Genomic DNA, 20,416 nt, shown 5'->3' on the forward strand with positions numbered 1-20,416 from the left:
GCCCGGCGATATAAAGCCCTGTCCTGGACGGAATGGGCTCCGTTTAGACTCGCGGAATAGTGAGCGGGTAAAGCCAAGAAGGTAGTTTGAATGAATGTAATTTACGCCTTTACCTTTAGCGAAGGCGATACCCGAACATTCCGGGTTGATATCGATCGCCAGTCATCAGCGCCTGACGCTGGCGCGCCTGACTGGACCCGCTTGGCGTATTGCCAGTGCTCAAACTGTCCGCTAAGTAGCAAAACGCACAAGCACTGTCCGGCGGCACTCGATATGGTGCCTATTGTTGAAGACCTCGGTGACGATAATGCCTATCAGAAGGTAAGGGTGGATGTAGAAGACGATCGCCGGCGCTATTCAAAGGATACAACGCTGGAAGAAGGGCTGCGTTCGCTACTGGGGCTGACAATGGCGACCAGCCAGTGCCCTCTGCTTTCGCAACTTCGGCCCATGGCGATTCACCATATGCCTTTCGCCAGTTCCGACGAGTTTATTCAGCGCAGCGTGTCGCTTTATCTGCTGCAGCAGTATTTTGAAAAGCGTAATCATCGAACGCCTGACTGGGAGCTGAAGGGCCTGGTGGAGCGAAACCAGCGTTTGCAACTGGTGAATCAGGCGTTGTGGCAGAGAATACACTCTGCCTGCAAGGGGGATGGCAACCTCAAGGCACTTCTCAATTTCTTCTCGATGGCATCCAGTGTGAGTTTTTCTCTGGAGACTCAGTTGCGGAAGCTCGAATCCCGGCTGGGGTAATCAGGCACCGGCATGTTGGCAGGCCGGCGATCTCGTGACCGCCGGCTCAGTGTCTTAAAGGCCTAGTTGTCATCCGTATTGATGCGAACGGCCAGGACATCGCGCTTGGCGCCGTGTAAAACGCCGTTGGCGGTAGAGCCCAGTAGCAATTGAATGCCGTGCCGCCCGTGACTGCCGATAATCGCCAGATCGACATCTCGTTCATCGCATACCCGGTGTATTTCTGCTTCCGGACGTCCGACCGCAACCACCAGGTTCTCTGGTGGGATATCGAACTTTCTTCCGAATACCGCCAGTTGTTCTTTTGCAGCAGAATCCAGTTGATCCTGTAACTCGGTCAGGTCCATGGGGATATCGCCGCCGTACGCGTAGCCAACGGGCTCAACCACGTGAAGCAGTATGAGGTCAGCTTCATGCATCGCTCGTAGTTCCTGGGCTCGCTGGATGACCTGATCCGCTTCGTCGGTGAGGTCGATCGCGGCAAGCATGATGTTGTAAAGGGCCATATGGAGATCTCCTTCGCTTCAGAAGCTGTTCAGTTCAGGTAACACTATAGTTCCAGTTTAGTGCCCTCGTTTGGTCAAACGCCAGCGAATTACGAATTGCACTAATTCACATAACTTACCAACGAACGGGCTGAAACAGGCTAGCCTTAATGTAAAACGATCGCAGCTGTTCCGCTGCCGAGCAGTTGGGATTTTTGCCATTGAGCATCATTTTCCTGCGGAGGCTTGAAGCGCCATGTTGCTGACTGTAGTGGTTGTCCTTGCGTTGGGGTTTATCGTTGGTTCAATTTTCTGGTTACGCCCCTCTGCCGACGAGCGTCGCAGGATGCATTTAAGAAATCAGGCGGTGCGTGAGGGGTTTCGTGTTGAGTCCGTAAAGGGGGCGCTGAGAACCCAGTTAGGGTCGGGCGATCCTGACGAAGCCTTATACCTATACTGGAAACCCTGGGAACGCGATGTGCCTCAAGGTGTTGATGGGCGAAGCGGGCCGGCGGTATTTGCGAGCGGAACAGCACTCGCCGGGCTTGATAAGGCCGCTGAGTTAGTGCCGCTGTCCGGGGCTTTCAAAGCTTGGTTCATCGACGGAAGGGGGGTAGGTTTTGTTTGGGACGAGTCCGGCGTCCGCGATGAACTGGATCGCAGCCTGACTCAGATAAATGTGCTGGTTCGCCCATAAAAAAGCGGACGCTGGTCATCCAGTGTCCGCCTGTTATTTGACTCGCCTTATTGCTTAGCTGGTGGCTTGATTGCCGGCTTGCGAAGTGGTTCCGGTCATCAGGTTGATCGCTTCGTTGAGCTCGCTCAGAATGCCTTTTGAGTAGCGATCAATAACGAAAGAGACGTTGTTTTCGTTAAAGTTAATATAGGATCCGCGAATAAATCCCCACTTGGACGCAACGCTATGAAGCGTTTCCTTCAGCTCACCTGTGTAGGTGTTGTTAGTCGTAATCTGGCTGATGAGGGAGTCGAATTTCCTCGCCTGCACGTCAAGTGCTTCTTCAGAGGCTGCGCCCTGAAAAGTTTGCGACACAGAAGATGTTGAGCGCGCCGAATACTTGGTCATCATCTTCGCCATCAGCAGCGCAGCAGAGCGGGCCGCTTCAACGCGCTGATCGACCTGAATACCCTCTGAAGACTGGGAAATCTCATACAGCTCGTCAGAGATAACGCTCAGTGTCTGAGCCTGGTTGGCCATGTCAGACACCAGACGCAGATCCGGGTAGCCGTTCTTTCTGACATCGTTAATGTTCTGACGCATCAGATTCTTGTAGCTGTCGAACTCTTTGGTGAGCTGGCTGATCTGATCGTCATTAAGCACACCTTTGGCATCGGTGCTGATTGTGTTCATTTCGGAGTTGGAGTCGTTCACCGCAGCAACAACTTCGTTCAGTATTTCGGTATCACCGCTGACAGTGAACTGGTAATACGCGTTGAGCGCACTAAAGTTACTGATCCGGAAATGGTGGAGGCTGGCCAGAAGCGGGTCACTCGCAGCTTGCGCTACGAAAGAGGCGGTAGACAGGGTGAGGGCAACGATGAGTGTCGCGCATCCCCTTAACCAATTACCGTTGTGGGTCATCGGTGTCGATCTCCAGTTTCTTATTGTCAGAAGGGTGTTGTTATTATTCGGCGCAACAACGAGGCTTGTTGTTCTTTCGGTTATAAGCGTATTGTCTGTAGTGCCATTAGGCTGTTGGACGCCGGTTTGAGTTTGAGGCTAAATTAACTGCGCGCGCCAATCAAGCGGTTTTGGGTAAGTACGAGAACCCCGTTTTGTAAACTTATTTTACCGATGGGAGCCTGTTTTCGTGCGCAGAGCCAAAAAGTGCTTACAACCTTATGTATTTGCTCGTCTAATTACGCCAGCGCTCAATCAAGGCCGGTGTCCGCATGCTCTGCAGTACCCTTAGCAGAAAGAAACAAATTGACAAACGACGGATTTTTTCACATCGTGTGCAGCACTCGATTCAAACGACCGTATGAATTTCGGTGTTGATAATCGGGCAGTGACCGAAATCTCTCTGCAAACAACGTGGGTTTTTATGGCTTGGAACAAAGCCAGAAACCGGCGCTCAATAGCAGTTCCAAACACAGACTGGAGATCAGTTGATGATTTACGAAGGTAAAGCCATCACGGTTAAAGAGATCGAAGGCGGAATCGCTCAGCTGAACTTCGACCTCCAAGGCGAGTCAGTTAACAAGTTCAATCGCCTCACAATCGAAGAGCTTGGTGCCGCAGCCGACCAATTGAAAGCAGCCAAGAATATCAGAGGGCTGGTGGTAACCAGTTCCAAAGACAGCTTTATTGTTGGCGCTGATATCACCGAATTCACAGAGCTGTTTGCTGGCTCTGAAGAAGATCTGGTAGCCAATAACCTCAAAGCGAACGAAGTATTCAGTGCAATCGAAGACTTGCCGTTCCCGACCGTTACCATCATTAATGGTATGGCGCTGGGCGGCGGTTTCGAGATCTGCCTGGCTACCGACTACCGCATCATGGATCCAAAAGCGAAGGTTGGCCTGCCAGAAGTCAAGCTCGGCATCTTCCCCGGATTCGGCGGTACCGTGCGTCTGTCGCGCCTGATTGGCGTTGATTACGCCGTAGAATGGATTGCGGCCGGTGGCGAAAACCGTGCTGACAAGGCCCTTAAAACAGGCGCAGTCGATGCGGTTGTTGAAGGTGACAAGCAGCTGGAAGCCGCGCTGTCTCTGATCAATCAGTGCAACGAAGGCAAGCTGGATTACCTGGCGCGCCGCGAAGAGAAGAAAGGCAAGATCAAGCTGAATGCCATGGAAAGCATGATGGCGTTCGAGATCTCTAAAGCTTTTGTTGGCGCGCAGGCGGGTAAAAACTATCCGGCTCCGGTTGAGGCAATCAAAGTCATGCAGAAGCATGCCGGCCTTACCCGTGACAAAGCTCTGGAAGTAGAAGCAAAAGGTTTTGCCAAAATGGCGAAAACCAATGTTGCTGCCTGTCTTGTTGGTCTGTTCCTGAACGATCAGGAGCTTAAGAAAAAGGCCAAGGACTGGGAAAAAGAAGCGAACGACGTGAAGCTTGCTGCCGTATTGGGTGCAGGCATCATGGGTGGCGGTGTTGCGTATCAGTCTGCACTGAAAGGCACGCCCATCGTCATGAAGGACATCAATCAGGACGGCATTGAGCTGGGCCTTAAAGAAGCCAAAAAGCTGCTCACCAAGCGCGTAGGCAAGGGCAAGATGAAGCCCGAGCAAATGGCTGATGTTCTCAACAGCATCACTCCAACCCTTAATTACGGTGATTTCAAGGGTGTGGATCTGGTTGTTGAAGCTGTTGTCGAAAACCCGAAAGTCAAAGATGCAGTACTGCGCGAAACTGAAGAGCACGTTCGCGATGACGCAATCCTGACCTCCAACACATCGACTATTTCTATCGATCTGCTGGCGAAAAACCTCAAGCGTCCTGAAAACTTCTGCGGCATGCACTTCTTTAACCCGGTACACATGATGCCGCTGGTTGAAGTTATCCGTGGCAAGAAGACCAGTGACCGTGCGATTGCCACTACCGTGGCGTACGCCAAGGCAATGGGCAAAACCCCGATCGTCGTGAATGATTGCCCGGGCTTCCTGGTTAACCGTGTTCTGTTCCCATACTTCGGTGGATTTATCGGCCTGGTACGTGACGGCGCTGACTTCCAGAAAGTCGACAAGGTTATGGAGAAGTTTGGCTGGCCGATGGGCCCCGCGTATCTGCTTGACGTTGTCGGCATGGACACAGGCAAGCACGCAGGCGAAGTAATGGCTGACGGCTTCCCGGATCGCATGAAGCATGAAGGCACAACAGCCATTGACGTGATGTTCGATAATGACCGTTACGGTCAGAAGAACGACAAAGGCTTCTACAAGTACGAGCTGGACCGTAAAGGTAAGCAGAAGAAGGTTGTAGACGAAGAAACCTACAAACTGCTTGAGCCTGTCGTTCAGAGCAAGAATGACTTCAGCGATGAAGACATCATTGCGCGAATGATGATTCCTCTATGCCTGGAAACCGTTCGCTGCCTGGAAGATAACATTGTTGAGTCACCTGCAGATGCCGATATGGGTCTGGTCTACGGTATCGGTTTCCCTCCGTTCCGTGGTGGTGCTCTGCGTTACATCGACGATATGGGCGTTGCCGAATTCGTCGAACTGGCAGACAAGTTTGCAGATCTGGGTCCTTTGTATCATCCGACCGAGAAGCTGCGTGAAATGGCCAAAACCGGCGAGAAGTTCTTCGGTTGAACCCTGAACGAGATTTCCGAACGGAGACAGATCTATGAGCCTTAATCCGAGAGACGTTGTCGTCGTCGATTGCGTGCGGACTCCAATGGGTCGCGCTAAAAACGGATGCTTCCGCAACGTGCGTGCAGAGAACCTGTCTGCTGCATTGATCGAAGCGCTGTTTGATCGCAATCCAAAATTGGATCCGAAAGAAGTTGAAGACGTGGTTTGGGGTTGTGTAAACCAGACCAAAGAGCAGGGCTTTAACGTAGCGCGTCAGATTTCCCTGATGACACGCCTGCCACACGAGTCCGCTGCCCAGACGGTCAACCGTCTGTGTGGTTCGGCCATGACTGCAATTCACACTGCGGCACAGGCCATTCAAACCAACAATGGCGAGATGTTCGTTGTGGGTGGTGTCGAGCACATGGGGCACGTTCCCATGACTGAAGGCTTCGATCACAACCCGGCAGCATCCAAATACAGTGCCAAGGCCTCGAACATGATGGGCCTGACTGCTGAAATGCTGGCCAAGATGCATGGCATCAACCGTCAGCAGCAGGATGAGTTCGCAGCGCGTTCACATCGCCTGGCTCATGAAGCGACAGTTGAAGGTCGATTCAAGAACGAGATCGTGCCCATTGAAGGTCATGACGAAAATGGATTCAAAGTCCTCATTGAGGACGACGAAACTATTCGTCCAGAGACCACAGTGGAGTCACTGGGTCAGTTGCGTCCGGCGTTTGATCCTAAAAACGGCACCGTCACTGCGGGTACCTCTTCGCAGTTGACAGACGGCGCATCTGCGATGGTTCTGATGTCTGCGGAGCGTGCGCAAGCACTGGGTCTGCAGCCTATCGCCAAGATCCGGAGCATGGCCGTTGCCGGTTGTGATCCCGCGATCATGGGTTACGGTCCGGTACCAGCAACCAAGAAGGCGCTGAAGCGCGCTGGCCTTAAGGTTGAAGATATCGACTTCTGGGAGCTTAATGAAGCCTTTGCTGCGCAGTCTCTGCCAGTTTTGAAGGATCTGAAGCTGCTGGGCGTTGCTGATGAAAAGGTCAACCTTAACGGTGGCGCTATTGCGCTGGGTCACCCGCTGGGTTGTTCCGGTTCGCGTATCTCAACTACGCTGCTGCACGTTATGCAGGCCAAAGGCGGTACATTGGGTGTTTCCACCATGTGTATCGGTCTGGGGCAGGGCATAGCAACTGTCTGGGAACGGATCTAATCGTCCCCTGAGTTGAAAAAAGCCCGGCGTTTGTCCGGGCTTTTTTTTAGGTCAGTGGTAGGCAGCGTTGACAGCGAGCATGACTTCAAACGCCATTGATGGGTTGTGCTGATCACCTTGACCCTGTAAAACAGAGCACCTATAACTCAGCTGCAGGCGAGTGATGCCCTAGCAGCCTGATTTTTCGCCATTATTGAGATGCACTGAAGAGCTGCTTTCCGCTTCGGGAGTGGGGCATCTGTCCAGTGTCTCTCTGAAACAGATCATCCGGGTATCCATTTATACTGCTGGATATCTTTGAAAGGAACATAACGTCGCCATGGGTAAGAATCTCGTCATTGTCGAGTCACCGGCAAAAGCGAAAACCATCAATAAGTACCTGGGTTCCGATTACATCGTGAAATCCAGTGTCGGTCATATTCGTGATCTGCCGGTAAGCGGCAGTGGTACTCAGAGCGATCCCAAAGAGCGCGCGCGCCAAGCGGCATTGACGCGCAAGATGGCGCCTGAAGAGAAAGCGGAATACAAGATTCGTAAATCGCGAGATCAGCTCGTCAATCGTATGGGTGTTGACCCGGAAAATGACTGGAGTGCGCGTTACGAAATACTGCCCGGCAAGGAAAAGGTCGTCAGCGAACTTAAGCGGCTCGCGAAAGACGCCGAGCATGTCTATCTCGCGACGGATTTGGACCGCGAGGGGGAGGCTATTGCCTGGCACTTGCGGGAAACGATCGGCGGCGACGACGATAAATACCGCCGGGTGGTATTTAACGAGATCACCAAACGCGCGATCAAAGAGGCATTTAAAGAGCCGAGTACGCTTGATACGGATCGCGTAAACGCCCAGCAAGCTCGCCGTTTCCTGGATCGTGTTGTGGGTTACATGGTGTCGCCGCTTCTGTGGAGCAAGCTCGCGAGAGGCCTGTCAGCAGGGCGGGTGCAGTCTGTTGCTGTGCGGCTGATTGTAGAGCGCGAAAAAGAAATTCGTATTTTTATTCCTGAGGAGTATTGGCAGGTCCATGCGGATTTGACGCCTCAGAATGCCAAGCAGCCCATGCGATTTGAAGTCACTCGCCAGGGCGACAAGGCGTTTCGCCCAACCAGTGAGTCTGAAACGTCGGCACACGTCAAAACGCTGAAGGCGTCCGACTTCAAAGTCGCCAAGCGTGAAGACAAGCCAACCAAATCCAGGCCAAGCGCACCGTTTATTACGTCGACGCTGCAGCAGGCAGCCAGTAACCGGATGAGCTTCAGCGTCAAGAAAACCATGATGCTGGCCCAGCGTCTGTATGAAGCCGGTTTTATCACCTACATGCGTACTGACTCTACCAACCTGAGTCAGGATGCAGTAACCAGTTGCCGTGAGTATATCGAGAAGCAGTTCGGCAAGAACTACATGCCCGATGCGCCAAGGGTATACGGTAGCAAGGAAGGTGCTCAGGAGGCTCACGAGGCCATCAGGCCTACTGATGTGACCCGACGCCCGGCTGATATTAGCGGGCTTGAGAAGGATGCTGAGCGCCTCTACGACATTATCTGGCGTCAGTTTATCGCCTGTCAGATGGCGGATGCCGAATTTTTGAGCACTTCAATCGCAGTTGCTGCGGCGGATTACGAGCTGCGGATCCGTGGCCGCATAATCAAGTTTGAAGGTTTTCTTAAAGCGGCGCCTCAGGCTTCCAGAAAAGACGAAGACATTGCACTGCCAGACATCAAGGTAGGCGAACAGCTTGATCTGACAAAAGTTGATCCGACCCAGCACTTTACCAAGCCGGCGCCGCGCTACACGGAAGCGAGTCTGGTGAAGGAGCTTGAAAAGCGGGGTATTGGACGGCCCTCCACTTATGCCTCGATTATCTCCACTATTCAGGATCGCGGTTATGTGCGTCTCCAGAATCGTCGTTTTTACGCGGAGAAGATGGGTGACATCGTAACCGATCGCTTGAAGGAGTCCTTCACCAACCTGATGGACTACGACTTTACTGCGCGCCTTGAAGAAGAGCTGGACGATATCGCCAAGGGTGGCGTCGATTGGAAAACTGTTCTCAATGGCTTTTATGGTCGCTTTAAGAAGCAGCTTGATAGCGCTGGAACTGATTCCAAAGACGGCGGAATGCGCGGTAATACGCCCACCGATACGGATATCAAATGCCCAACCTGCTCCCGACCGATGCAGATCAGGGTCGCCAGTACCGGCGTTTTCCTGGGCTGCTCGGGTTATCAGCTGCCTCCGAAGGAGCGCTGTAAGACGACGATCAACCTGGTGTCGGGTGACGAAGTCGTCAGCGCGGATGACGATGTGGAAGGTGAGGGCGAGACCCGCTTGTTGCGGATGAAGCGCCGTTGCCCGATTTGCAGCACTGCGATGGACAGCTATCTGATTGATGAGCACCGCAAGTTGCATGTATGCGGCAATACCCCAGACTGTCCCGGCCATGAAATTGAGGAGGGTACGTTCCGGATAAAGGGTTATGATGGCCCGACTCTGGAATGTGACAAGTGCGGCTCGGAAATGCAGTTGAAAACAGGCCGTTTCGGCAAGTATTTCGGCTGTACCAATGATGAATGCAAGAACACCCGCAAGCTTCTGCGCTCGGGGGAGCCTGCGCCACCGAAGATGGATCCGGTGCCGATGCCAGAGCTTCAATGTGAAAAAGTGGACGACACCTATGTCTTGCGCGATGGTGCGTCAGGGCTTTTCCTGGCTGCGAGCAAATTCCCGAAAAACAGGGAAACCCGAGCACCGCTTGTGAAAGAGATCAAGCCACATCGTGACGAGATCGACCCCAAGTATGGCTTTTTGATGGATGCGCCTGAGAAAGACCCTGAGGGGAATCCAGCGGTCATTCGCTACAGCCGGAAGACCAAGGAACAGTACGTGATGACGGAAAAAGAGGGTAAGGCTACCGGTTGGAGTGCTTACTATTCCGGCGGAAAGTGGGAAATAAAAGATAAAAAGAAATAACGCTAACTGGATGCTGTTTTGCATCAAGCGACGAAAAAAGGGGCTTCACGCCCCTTTTTTTATGCCCTTTACCTGAGGTGAGTCTGAGGTGAATGGCCGGATTATCAGTCTTTGTTTTGCTCTCTGCGCGCCTGGGTGCTCAATCGCCTGAGTAGGCTTGAGGTATCCCAGCGGCCGCCGCCCATGGCCTGGACATCAGCATAGAACTGGTCAACGAGCGCTGTGACAGGCAGGGTAGCGTTGCGTTTTCTGGCTTCGCTCAGGCATATATCCAAGTCCTTACGCATCCAGTTCACAGCAAACCCGTGTTCGTATTCGTCGGCGATCATCGTGTCGGCGCGATTTTCCATTTGCCACGACTGAGCAGCGCCTTTGGATATGACGTCGATCACCTTTCGCTGATCCAGGCCCGCCTGTTCGGCGAAGTGCAGGCCTTCCGACAGTCCCTGAACGAGCCCTGCGATGGTAATTTGATTAACCATCTTGGTCAGTTGGCCGCGGCCTGGCTTGCCCATGTGAGTGATGGCATGCCCATATGCCTCGAGTAAGGGGAGTGCGCGTGAAAACGCGTCGTCCGCAGCGCCGCACATGATCGTCAGCTTGCCGTTCTCCGCACCTTGTTGTCCGCCAGAGACGGGGGCGTCAATAAAGGTATGCCCAACATCTTCTGCTGCAGCGGCCAACTGCTCGGCAATGCCCGCTGACGCGGTGGTGTGGTCGATTAGCAGTGCCCCTGACGGGGTATTGGCGATGATGCCGTCGCTTCCCAGGTATACAGACTCAAGGTCGGGATCGGCGCCGACGCAGGTCAGCACGCAATCGGCATCTTTGACCGCTTCCCGGATTGTTTCGCAGGCACTTCCCGAATATTTCTGGAGCCACTGGTTTGCTTTGTCCGGGTTACGGTTGAAGACAGTGACGGTGTGACCGGCATTCGCAAGGTGGCCGGCCATGGGAAAGCCCATCACTCCGAGCCCGATAAAGGTGATGTTAAGCGCCATAAACTGATTACCTCCGATGACTTTTTATTTTTATACAGTGACAAACAAAAAAGGGCTGCACAATGTGCAGCCCTTTTCGGAATCCGTGCAAATTGATTACTTTGCAGGATAGTCGCGTTTGCTTGCTCCGGTATAGAGCTGACGCGGACGGCCGATGCGGTAATCGCCACTGACCATTTCGTTCCAATGGGAGAACCAGCCAATGGTGCGGGACATCGCGAAGATGACCGTAAACATTGAGGTTGGGATTCCCACAGCTTTCAGGATCAGGCCAGAGTAGAAGTCGACGTTCGGATACAGCTTGCGCTCAACGAAGTAGGGGTCTTCAAGGGCAATCTGCTCCAGTCGCTGAGCAATGCGCAGCATGGGGTCATTCTCCAGGCCGAGCTCCGTCAGAACTTCGTGGCAGGTTTCGCTCATGACTTTGGCGCGTGGGTCAAAGTTCTTGTAAACACGGTGACCAAAGCCCATCAGGCGGAATGGATCGTTCTTGTCTTTTGCCTTGGCGACGAATTTGTCGATATTCGATTCGTCACCAATTTCTGCCAGCATGTCCAGAACAGCTTCGTTGGCGCCGCCGTGAGCGGGGCCCCAGAGTGCTGCAATGCCAGACGCTATGCAAGCGTAAGGGTTGGCGCCAGTTGAGCCGGCCAGACGAACTGTCGACGTGGAGGCGTTTTGCTCGTGGTCGGCATGCAGGATAAAGATCTTATCCATAGCCTTGGCCAGGATCGGATTAACCTCATAGTTCTCGCAGGGATTGCCAAACATCATCTGCAAGAAGTTTTCCGAGTAGGAGAGGTCGTTACGCGGGTAAACGAATGGCTGACCAACAGAGTACTTGTAGCACCAGGCTGCAATGGTTGGCATCTTCGCAACCAGGCGGTGCGCAGTGATTTCCCGCTCCACTTCACTGGTGACGTCCATCTGGTCATGGTAGAACGCAGAAAGCGCGCCTACTACGCCACACATGATTGCCATAGGGTGCGCATCGCGGCGGAAGCCGCTAAAGAAATGACGCATCTGGTCGTGGATCATGGTGTGATGCTTGACCGTATCGCGGAAAAGGTCGCCCTGTTCCTTGGTCGGCAGTTCGCCATTTAGCAACAGATAGCAGACTTCGAGGTAATCAGAATGCTCTGCGAGTTGTTCGATCGGATAACCGCGGTGTAGTAAAACACCATTGGCACCGTCAATGTAGGTGATCTTTGATTCGCAAGCTGCTGTGGATACAAAACCTGGATCGTATGTGAATACGCCTTCTTGGACGAGGCTTCTGACGTCAATGACGTCGGGGCCTTCCGTGCCGGCATAAACGGGCAGCTCGATTGATTTATCACCCACCGAAAGCTGTGCTTTCTTGTCGGTCATGGTGCTCTCCTATATCAGCATTTCTGGCGTAAGAAAGCGGTCCGGAACGCCCGCACGCGTCGTACATCCGACAAAACAGTTGCTTTGCCGCCGGTCGCTCTCTTGAAAACGCATATTATTGCAAGATCGTCCCGTGAGGTCACGGCCAACCACGCCAGGAGACGTGCTGGAGCTGCGAAAGCAGTCCGACATTTGCCTGATTATTTCGCTAAATCGACGCTTTTAACCCGGCGTTGGGTCCGCACGCAGTTTTGAAGCGTGGCGGCAAAATATAGGCTGTTGGCTTTTTTTGTCAATGGATGATGACGGATTTTCCATGCTTTTAGTCACAATCCTTTGGAGATCAGGGCATAAATGTGACGAGTTTTTCTATGTCAACTAGGGTGGTTGATAGTGTTAGACCATGGTCTTACCCTGTCGCCCATCAAGAGTTGGATTAAGGGGTGCCTTGGCACCGATTAACGCTAACTGCCTTGAGGTGAGGGCATTTCTGTCCATTGCTTGTTTGTAATTCCGGGGGGCACTCCTTATAATCCGTAGCCCGGAAATGAGGACATATCCGGTCTTCGCGCCAAAGGCGACGCGCTGACCTGCGGTATACTCCCTCCAGTGTTCTGCAAGAAAAGATAATCGAACTACACCAACCACCAGTCCCGCGAATCAATACGTTGTAACGCCGGACAATAAAGAGTGTGAGAGAGCTGTGAACAGTAAACGACCAGTAAATCTCGATCTCAGCAAGTTTCATTTTCCATTGCCGGCGATCACTTCGATCCTGCACCGCACGAGCGGAATCATTATCTTTATAGGTATGGGTTTCCTTTTGTACGGCCTGGATTTGTCTCTTGAGGGCGAGAGCGGTTTTAATGCGGTAAATGACTTGCTTAGCAGTTTCCTGGCGAAACTGATTATCTGGGGCATCCTTTCGGCCCTGCTATATCACCTCGTAGCGGGTATCAAACACCTGCTTATGGATATGGGCATTGGTGAAGAGTTGCAAAGTGGTCGTCTGGCGGCCAAGGCGACTGTTGTCATCTCTGTCATTCTCATTGTTCTGGCGGGAGTCTGGATATGGCAGTAAGCAGCATTACCAACCTCGGACGTAGCGGCGCATATGACTGGATGGTCCAGCGTGTAACCGCTTACGTACTTGCTCTTTATACCCTGTTCCTGCTCGGCTTCCTGTTGTTTACCGATGTCGACTATGCGAGCTGGGGAGCGCTTTTCCATCAAACCTGGTTCCGGATTTTCAGTCTGATGGCGCTGATTTCCATGGGTGCCCACGCTTGGGTCGGGCTCTGGACGGTTACCACGGACTACGTAAAAGCGACGGCGCCAAGGTTCCTGATCCAGGCGCTCTGCGGGACGGCTATGTTCGTCTACGTTGTTTGGGGTGTTCAGATTCTGTGGGGGCATTAATTAATGGCTAATATCAAAACGATTTCATATGACGCGATCGTGATCGGCGGCGGCGGTGCAGGCATGCGTGCAGCGCTCCAGCTGACCGAGTCCGGCGTCAAAACCGCGTGTATTACCAAGGTGTTCCCAACACGTTCGCACACGGTTTCTGCTCAAGGTGGTATTACCTGTGCAATTGCCAGTTCGGATCCCAATGATGATTGGCGCTGGCACATGTATGACACCGTTAAAGGTTCCGACTATATCGGTGACCAGGACGCGATCGAATATATGTGCTCAGTGGGGCCTCAGGCCGTATTTGAGCTCGAGCACATGGGGCTTCCGTTCTCCCGTACCGAGCAGGGGCGCATCTATCAGCGTCCGTTTGGCGGTCAGTCGAAGGATTACGGTAAAGGCGGACAGGCTGCCCGTACCTGTGCTGCGGCAGACCGCACCGGTCACGCGCTCTTGCACACGCTTTATCAGGCCAACCTGAAAGGTGGTACTACTTTCCTTAACGAATGGTACGCCGTTGATCTGGTCAAGAACGACAAGGGTCAGGTAGTTGGTGTTATCGGCATTGAAATCGAAACTGGCGAAGTCGCTTACATTAAAGCCAAGGCGACGGTTCTCGCTACAGGCGGTGCAGGCCGGATTTATGCTTCTACCACAAACGCTCTGATCAATACCGGGGACGGCATTGGTATGGCGTTGCGCGCAGGTTTTCCTGTGCAGGATATGGAAATGTGGCAGTTCCACCCAACGGGTATTTACGGTGCCGGCACGCTGGTCACTGAAGGTTGCCGGGGTGAGGGTGGCTATCTGATCAACGCCGAAGGCGAGCGCTTTATGGAGCGTTACGCACCGAATGCGAAGGATCTGGCAGGTCGTGATGTTGTTGCTCGTTCGATGGTTATCGAAATCCTTGAAGGTCGGGGTTGTGGGCCGGATAAGGATCACGTACTTCTGAAGCTGGATCATCTGGGTGAAGAGACGCTGAACCTTCGTCTGCCCGGCATTTGTGAGTTGTCACGTACATTCGCACACGTTGATCCGGTAAAAGAACCGGTTCCTGTAGTGCCAACCTGCCACTACATGATGGGCGGTATTCCGACCAATGTTGGCGGTCAGGCAATTACTCAGGATGAGAACGGCAACGACGTCTTCATCGATGGTCTGTTTGCTTGTGGCGAGGCTGCTTGTGTATCCGTTCACGGTGCGAACCGACTCGGCGGCAACTCGTTGCTTGACCTCGTGGTGTTCGGTCGTGCGGCTGGTCTTCATATTGAAAAGCTGTTGCGTGATGGTGATGATGCGCTGGAAGCGACAGAAGAAGACATTCAGCGTGCAATGGCGCGTCTTGAGCGTCTGAATACGACAACCGAAGGTGAGAGTGTTGCAGAAGTGCGCAAAGCGCTCCAAAACTGCATGCAGCTTTACTTCGGCGTATTCCGTGACGGTGAGAGCATGGAAGAAGGTCTGCGCCAGCTCGGCGAGATCGGCGAGCGTGTTCGTAAGACCAAGCTGACTGATCGCAGCAATGCGTTCAACACAGATCGTATTGAGGCGCTCGAACTGGATAACCTGTTTGAAGTTGCCTATGCCACAGCAGTATCCGCTGTTGAGCGCAAAGAAAGCCGCGGCGCGCACGCTCGTAATGATTTTACAGAGCGTGACGACGAAAACTGGCTCAAGCATTCGATGTACTTCCCGCTGGAAAAGCGTGTAGGCAAGCGTGATGTGAACTTTGCACCGAAAACAGTCGATACGTTCGAACCAAAAATTCGGACATATTAAGAGGGGTGACGCAGAAATGTTGGTAAGCGTATATCGGTACAATCCCGAAACTGACAATGCCCCTTATATGCAGGATATTGAGCTCGAAGTTCCTGCAGGTAAGGACTTGATGGTGCTGGACATTCTGAACCTTCTAAAAGAGAAGGATCCGTCGCTGGCCTACCGTCGTTCCTGCCGTGAGGGCGTTTGCGGTTCCGACGGCCTTAATATGAATGGCAAAAACGGCCTTGGTTGTATTACGCCGATGTCGGAAGTCGTTAAAAAAGACAAGCTTGTTATCCGGCCTTTGCCGGGGCTGCCGGTCATCCGTGACCTGGTAGTTGATATGACCTTGTTCTATCAGCAGTACGAAAAGGTGCAGCCGTATCTGATCAATGATCAGCCTGCGCCGGCCATTGAACGTCTGCAATCACCTGAAGATCGTGAGAAGCTTGACGGCCTGTACGAGTGTATCCTGTGTGCATGCTGCTCAACTTCTTGTCCGTCTTTCTGGTGGAACCCGGAAAAGTTCATTGGTCCTGCAGGTCTGATTCAGGCATACCGTTTCCTTGCGGATAGTCGTGATCAGGCTCAGGCCGAGCGCCTGGCCAATCTTGATGATCCTTTCAGCGTATTTCGCTGCAGAGGCATCATGAACTGTGTCAGTGTCTGTCCGAAGGGGCTGAACCCGACCAAAGCGATTGGCCATATTCGTAACTTGCTGCTGCAGAGAGCGACTTGATCAGCAAAGCCTGATTCTGACGCTATACTGTTCTGATGATCGAGCCTTTCGCGCCTGTTTGGTGAATGTCTTTATTGGCTAACACCATTGGCTAATACCCAAAGACGGGTACGAAGGGCAAACTACGGAAGCCGTTGCGCAGGCCCATAAAGTCTGCGTGACGGCTTTCCTGAGTTGAACCACCGGGGAACGGAAAACATCCGTGTAATCTCTGTGGTGGCAGCAGTCATCGGCCCGACATCTTGGTGACTGTCGTTTACCCCTTGCCATCCTCCGATTGCTCCCCGCTCCAGTCCAAGGTGAGCTATTCAAAATGCATGAAAGCATCATGGAGCAGTTATGGCAGACCTCCCATCTTCAAGGCGGGAATCTGACCTATGTTGAAGAGCTATTTGAAGCTTATCTGATCGATCCCAACGCGATTCCAGAGGAATGGCGTAATTATTTCGATAAGCTGCCGCGTGTCGAAGACACCAAAGGCACCGATGTTTCCCACGCTGCCATTCGTGAGCAGTTCGAACACATTTCCCGTAATCAGCGTCGTTTGTCGGCCGGTGGTGTACCTGCTTCGGCTACATCTGATGCCGATCGTAAGCAGATCCGCGTTCTCCAGCTGATTAATGCCTTCCGTTTTCGAGGTCACCAACAGTCCAAGCTCGACCCGCTAGGGGTTTGGGAGCGTGCGCCTGTAGAAGATCTTGATATTGGTTTCCATGATTTGACCGAAGCTGATCTGGATCTGGAGTTCCAGACAGGTTCACTGTGCTTCGGCGCTGAAACCATGAAGCTGCGCGATATTGTCGAAGGTTTGGAACAAACCTATTGCGGCAGCATCGGCGCGGAATACATGCACATTGTCGATACGCGGATTAAACGCTGGTTCCAGCAGAGAATGGAGCCCGTGCGCTCCCATCCTGAATACGAACCCAAAACCCGGCGTCATATCCTTGAACGACTCACCGCTGCTGAAGGTCTCGAGAAGTATCTCGGTTCCCGTTATCCCGGTGTTAAGCGTTTCGGCCTGGAAGGTGGTGAAAGCCTGATTCCGCTGGTTGACGAATTGATTCAGCGGGCGGGCTCTTACGGCGGTAAAGAAGTGGTTATCGGCATGGCGCACCGCGGCCGACTGAATGTTCTCGTGAATACCTTAGGTAAAAACCCCAAGGAGCTGTTCGACGAGTTTGAAGGCAAGAAGCTCGCAGATGCCGGCTCCGGTGACGTGAAATACCACCAGGGCTTCTCTTCCAATGTGATGACTGAAGGCGGCGAGATGCACCTTGCGCTGGCCTTTAACCCGTCACATCTTGAAATTGTGTCGCCGGTTGTTGAGGGCTCCGTCCGCGCGCGTCAGACGCGTCGTAGCGATACCACAGGCGAGCAGGTGCTGCCGATCATTATGCACGGTGACGCGGCTTTCGCGGGCCAGGGCGTGGTGATGGAGACATTCCAGATGTCTCAGACTCGTGGTTATGGCGTTGGCGGTACCATACACGTTGTGATTAACAACCAGGTTGGTTTCACTACCAGCCGACAGGACGATGCGCGCTCTACCGAGTATTGCACTGATATCGCCAAGATGGTCCATGCGCCGATCTTGCACGTTAACGCCGATGACCCTGAAGCGGTCCTGTTTGTCACCCAGATGGCGATGGACTACCGCAACGAATTCAAGCGCGATGTGGTCATTGACCTCGTTTGCTATCGTCGTCGCGGCCACAACGAAGCTGATGAGCCATCCGCTACCCAGCCGCTCATGTATGAAAAAATTCGCAGCCGTAAGACCACTCGCGAGCTCTACGCTATTCAGTTGCAAGAAGCTGGTGTATTGGGCGAAGACGATGCCAAGGCGATGGAGCTTGAATACCGTGATGCGCTCGACAAAGGTGATCACGTCGTCAAATCGTTGGTGAAAGAGCCAAACAAGGCGCTCTACGTGGACTGGCAGCCTCACCTTGGTCACAAGTGGACTGCGAAGTGCAAAACCAGTGTTGCATTGCGCACGCTGCAGCGGCTTGGCAAGAAGCTCGGTCAGTTGCCAGAAGGGTTTCCGGTTCAGCGCCAGGTGTCCAAAATCATCGATGACCGCAACAAAATGACCCAAGGCGCATTGCCGATTAACTGGGGTTATGGTGAGGTCATGGCCTATGCGACGCTTCTTAATGAGGGGCATCCCATTCGGTTGACAGGGCAGGATGTTGGTCGCGGTACCTTCTCGCACCGACATGCCGTGCTCCATAACCAGAAAAACGGTGAAACCTACACGCCGCTGAAGAATCTATCGGATACCCAGCCGAGGCTCGAGATTCATGACTCGCTTCTTTCTGAAGAAGCAGCCATGGCGTTCGAATACGGTTATTCAACCACCACGCCGGATACGCTGGTTGTGTGGGAAGCTCAGTTTGGTGATTTTGCCAACGGCGCCCAGGTTGTGATCGACCAATTCCTGACCAGCGGCGAGCATAAATGGGGCAGGCTTTGCGGTCTGACGCTGTTGCTTCCCCATGGCTATGAGGGTCAGGGCCCAGAGCACAGCTCCGCGCGCCTGGAGCGCTTCCTTCAGTTGAGCGCCGAGCATAATATTCAGGTTTGCGTGCCGACGACGCCATCTCAGGTATTCCATATGCTTCGTCGTCAGGTGAAGCGGCCTCTCCGGAAGCCATTGGTTGCGATCACGCCTAAGAGTCTTTTGCGCCACAAAGAGGCCACTTCGGGGCTGGATGATTTGACCCAGGGAACATTCCAGACTGTGCTCCCGGAAAAGGAGCCGCCAGAGCCGAAGAAGACGCGTCGTCTGATCATGTGCAGCGGCAAGGTCTTTTTTGATTTGCTTGAGAAGAAGAAAGCCGACGAGCGTGACGACGTCATGATCATTCGTCTGGAGCAGCTTTATCCGTTCCCGGCAGAAGATCTGGACGAGATTCTGAAGCCGTATACCAAACTTACCCATGTCGTCTGGTGTCAGGAAGAGCCGATGAACCAGGGGGCCTGGTATCCGAGTCAGCATCATATGCGCCAGGCGCTTCATCGCCACAATCCGAAACTCTACCTTCAGTATTCAGGTCGCGATGCTTCAGCAGCACCGGCGTGCGGTCACCTTGCCGTACATATTGAAGAGCAGAAGAAACTGGTTAACGACGCGTTCGAGCTCTAAGAGCAACCGAATTAAGGAACCGAGATGTCTACCGAAATTAAAGCTCCTGTATTTCCTGAGTCTGTCGCCGAAGGCACAGTCGCAACCTGGCATAAAAAAGTCGGTGAGTCCGTTGAGCGCGACGAGCTGATTGTTGATATCGAAACAGATAAAGTTGTGCTTGAGGTCGTGGCGCCAGCTGATGGCGTTATTGAAGAAATCCTCAAAGATGAAGGCGACACTGTCGAAAGCGGCGAAGTCGTGGGTAAATTCAAGGAAGGCGCAAGTGGCAGTGCGTCCTCCAGCGATAAACCCGAAGCGAAGAGTGACGATTCCAAACCCGCAGCGTCTTCGGAGTCTTCTGACAAGTCCGGCAGCACCGAGAGTAGTGCGATTCTCAGCCCGGCGGCTCGCAAGTTGGCAGATGAAAATGACGTTGATCCGGACTCAATCAAGGGTTCAGGCAAAGACGGTCGGGTTACCAAGGAAGACGTCCAGAAAGCTATTGATGATAGTGGCAGCAAGGCGCCAGCAGCTTCAGCTGCGGCCAAGGCTGCTCCAGCCGCCGATGTGCCGGCAGGAGAGCGGGCAGAAAAACGTGTTCCGATGACACGTCTGCGCGCAAGTATTGCCAAGCGTCTGGTTAATGCGCAGCAGAGCGCTGCGATGCTGACGACCTTTAACGAGGTCAACATGAAGCCGCTGATGGATCTGCGCAAGCAGTACAAAGACGGGTTCGAGAAGCGCCATGGCGTCAAGCTCGGCTTTATGTCTCTGTTTATCAAAGCATCCACAGAGGCGCTCAAGCGCTTCCCGGCGGTTAACGCATCCATTGATGGCAACGACATGGTCTACCATGGCTATCAGGATATTGGTGTCGCCGTATCCAGTGATCGTGGTCTGGTTGTGCCGATTCTGCGTGACACCGATGGCATGGGTTTGTCTGACATCGAGAAGACCATTGTCGAATACGGTGCCAAGGCTCGCGATGGCAAGCTGGGCATCGAAGAAATGACCGGTGGCACCTTCACGATTTCGAACGGCGGTGTATTTGGCTCACTGATGTCAACGCCTATTCTGAACCCGCCCCAGACTGCAATTCTGGGCATGCACAAGATTCAGGAACGTCCGATGGCGGTTGACGGTCAGGTGGTCATTCTGCCGATGATGTATCTCGCGCTGTCGTATGACCACCGTATGATCGATGGCAAGGAAGCGGTTCAGTTCCTGGTAGCCATTAAAGAGATGGTGGAAGACCCGGCTCGAATTCTGCTGGATGTTTAACTCGGTAAATCAACGCATCAGAG

At 53.2% G+C, this 20,416-nt stretch carries 15 protein-coding genes; 11 read left to right on the plus strand and 4 right to left on the minus strand.

The genetic code is table 11. The annotated features are described in order from the left end of the window. Positions 1-90 precede the first annotated feature (90 nt). Entirely contained in the window at positions 91-753 is a 663-nt protein-coding gene (locus tag ACUN9X_RS12855) for a DUF6901 family protein (protein WP_260037666.1), read from the plus strand. Between the two features lie 62 nt (positions 754-815). On the opposite strand, the gene ACUN9X_RS12860 is transcribed toward ACUN9X_RS12855, so the two are convergent. Further along, complete coding sequence (locus tag ACUN9X_RS12860) at positions 816-1,259, minus strand: universal stress protein (RefSeq protein ID WP_260037664.1); 444 nt, start codon at positions 1,257-1,259, stop codon at positions 816-818. A 235-nt stretch (positions 1,260-1,494) separates the two neighbouring features. Here ACUN9X_RS12860 and ACUN9X_RS12865 point away from each other — a divergent pair, with 235 nt between their 5' ends. Continuing rightward, the gene (locus ACUN9X_RS12865) at positions 1,495-1,935 is read left to right on the plus strand and encodes a hypothetical protein (protein ID WP_445473343.1); all 441 of its coding nucleotides are present in this window, start codon (positions 1,495-1,497) and stop codon (positions 1,933-1,935) included. 54 nt (positions 1,936-1,989) lie between these two features. Here ACUN9X_RS12865 and ACUN9X_RS12870 read toward each other — a convergent pair whose 3' ends face one another. Next, positions 1,990-2,838: a hypothetical protein gene (locus tag ACUN9X_RS12870; RefSeq protein ID WP_260037660.1), complete on the minus strand. Its 849-nt coding sequence runs from the start codon at positions 2,836-2,838 to the stop codon at positions 1,990-1,992. Positions 2,839-3,368: 530 nt separating this feature from the next. On the opposite strand from ACUN9X_RS12870, the gene fadB reads away from it, so the two are divergent. From fadB to topA, 3 genes are all read left to right on the plus strand, one after another. Further along, the gene (gene fadB / locus ACUN9X_RS12875; RefSeq protein ID WP_445473344.1) at positions 3,369-5,516 is read left to right on the plus strand and encodes a fatty acid oxidation complex subunit alpha FadB; all 2,148 of its coding nucleotides are present in this window, start codon (positions 3,369-3,371) and stop codon (positions 5,514-5,516) included. 34 nt (positions 5,517-5,550) lie between these two features. After that, complete coding sequence (fadA, locus tag ACUN9X_RS12880; RefSeq protein WP_445473345.1) at positions 5,551-6,726, plus strand: acetyl-CoA C-acyltransferase FadA; 1,176 nt, start codon at positions 5,551-5,553, stop codon at positions 6,724-6,726. Positions 6,727-7,045: 319 nt separating this feature from the next. Further along, positions 7,046-9,691: a type I DNA topoisomerase gene (gene topA, locus ACUN9X_RS12885; protein ID WP_260037655.1), complete on the plus strand. Its 2,646-nt coding sequence runs from the start codon at positions 7,046-7,048 to the stop codon at positions 9,689-9,691. A 104-nt stretch (positions 9,692-9,795) separates the two neighbouring features. Here topA and ACUN9X_RS12890 read toward each other — a convergent pair whose 3' ends face one another. Beyond that, positions 9,796-10,692, minus strand: a complete 897-nt coding sequence (locus ACUN9X_RS12890) for an NAD(P)-dependent oxidoreductase (RefSeq protein ID WP_260037654.1) — start codon at positions 10,690-10,692, stop codon at positions 9,796-9,798. Positions 10,693-10,788: 96 nt separating this feature from the next. Continuing rightward, a complete protein-coding gene (gene gltA / locus ACUN9X_RS12895; RefSeq protein WP_260037652.1) occupies positions 10,789-12,063 on the minus strand; it encodes a citrate synthase in 1,275 nt (424 codons plus the stop codon). Positions 12,064-12,766: 703 nt separating this feature from the next. Here gltA and sdhC point away from each other — a divergent pair. From sdhC to odhB, 6 genes are all read left to right on the plus strand, one after another. Then, positions 12,767-13,144 carry a succinate dehydrogenase, cytochrome b556 subunit gene (gene sdhC, locus ACUN9X_RS12900; RefSeq protein ID WP_260037650.1) on the plus strand — a complete coding sequence of 126 codons (378 nt, stop codon included), beginning with the start codon at positions 12,767-12,769 and terminating at the stop codon, positions 13,142-13,144. Further along, the gene (gene sdhD, locus ACUN9X_RS12905) at positions 13,135-13,482 is read left to right on the plus strand and encodes a succinate dehydrogenase, hydrophobic membrane anchor protein (RefSeq protein ID WP_260037648.1); all 348 of its coding nucleotides are present in this window, start codon (positions 13,135-13,137) and stop codon (positions 13,480-13,482) included. Before sdhC ends, sdhD begins: the two co-directional genes overlap by 10 nt. Positions 13,483-13,485: 3 nt before the next feature. Beyond that, positions 13,486-15,258, plus strand: coding sequence for a succinate dehydrogenase flavoprotein subunit (gene sdhA, locus ACUN9X_RS12910; protein WP_260037646.1), 1,773 nt, complete (start codon positions 13,486-13,488; stop codon positions 15,256-15,258). A gap of 16 nt (positions 15,259-15,274) precedes the next feature. After that, the gene (locus tag ACUN9X_RS12915; protein ID WP_260037645.1) at positions 15,275-15,979 is read left to right on the plus strand and encodes a succinate dehydrogenase iron-sulfur subunit; all 705 of its coding nucleotides are present in this window, start codon (positions 15,275-15,277) and stop codon (positions 15,977-15,979) included. Between the two features lie 313 nt (positions 15,980-16,292). Continuing rightward, positions 16,293-19,130 carry a 2-oxoglutarate dehydrogenase E1 component gene (locus ACUN9X_RS12920; RefSeq protein ID WP_260037644.1) on the plus strand — a complete coding sequence of 946 codons (2,838 nt, stop codon included), beginning with the start codon at positions 16,293-16,295 and terminating at the stop codon, positions 19,128-19,130. Between the two features lie 24 nt (positions 19,131-19,154). Further along, a complete protein-coding gene (gene odhB, locus ACUN9X_RS12925) occupies positions 19,155-20,393 on the plus strand; it encodes a 2-oxoglutarate dehydrogenase complex dihydrolipoyllysine-residue succinyltransferase (RefSeq protein ID WP_445473346.1) in 1,239 nt (412 codons plus the stop codon). The last annotated feature ends 23 nt before the right edge of the window (positions 20,394-20,416 follow it).

The sequence above is a fragment of the Marinobacter sp. V032 genome, assembly GCF_052645435.1.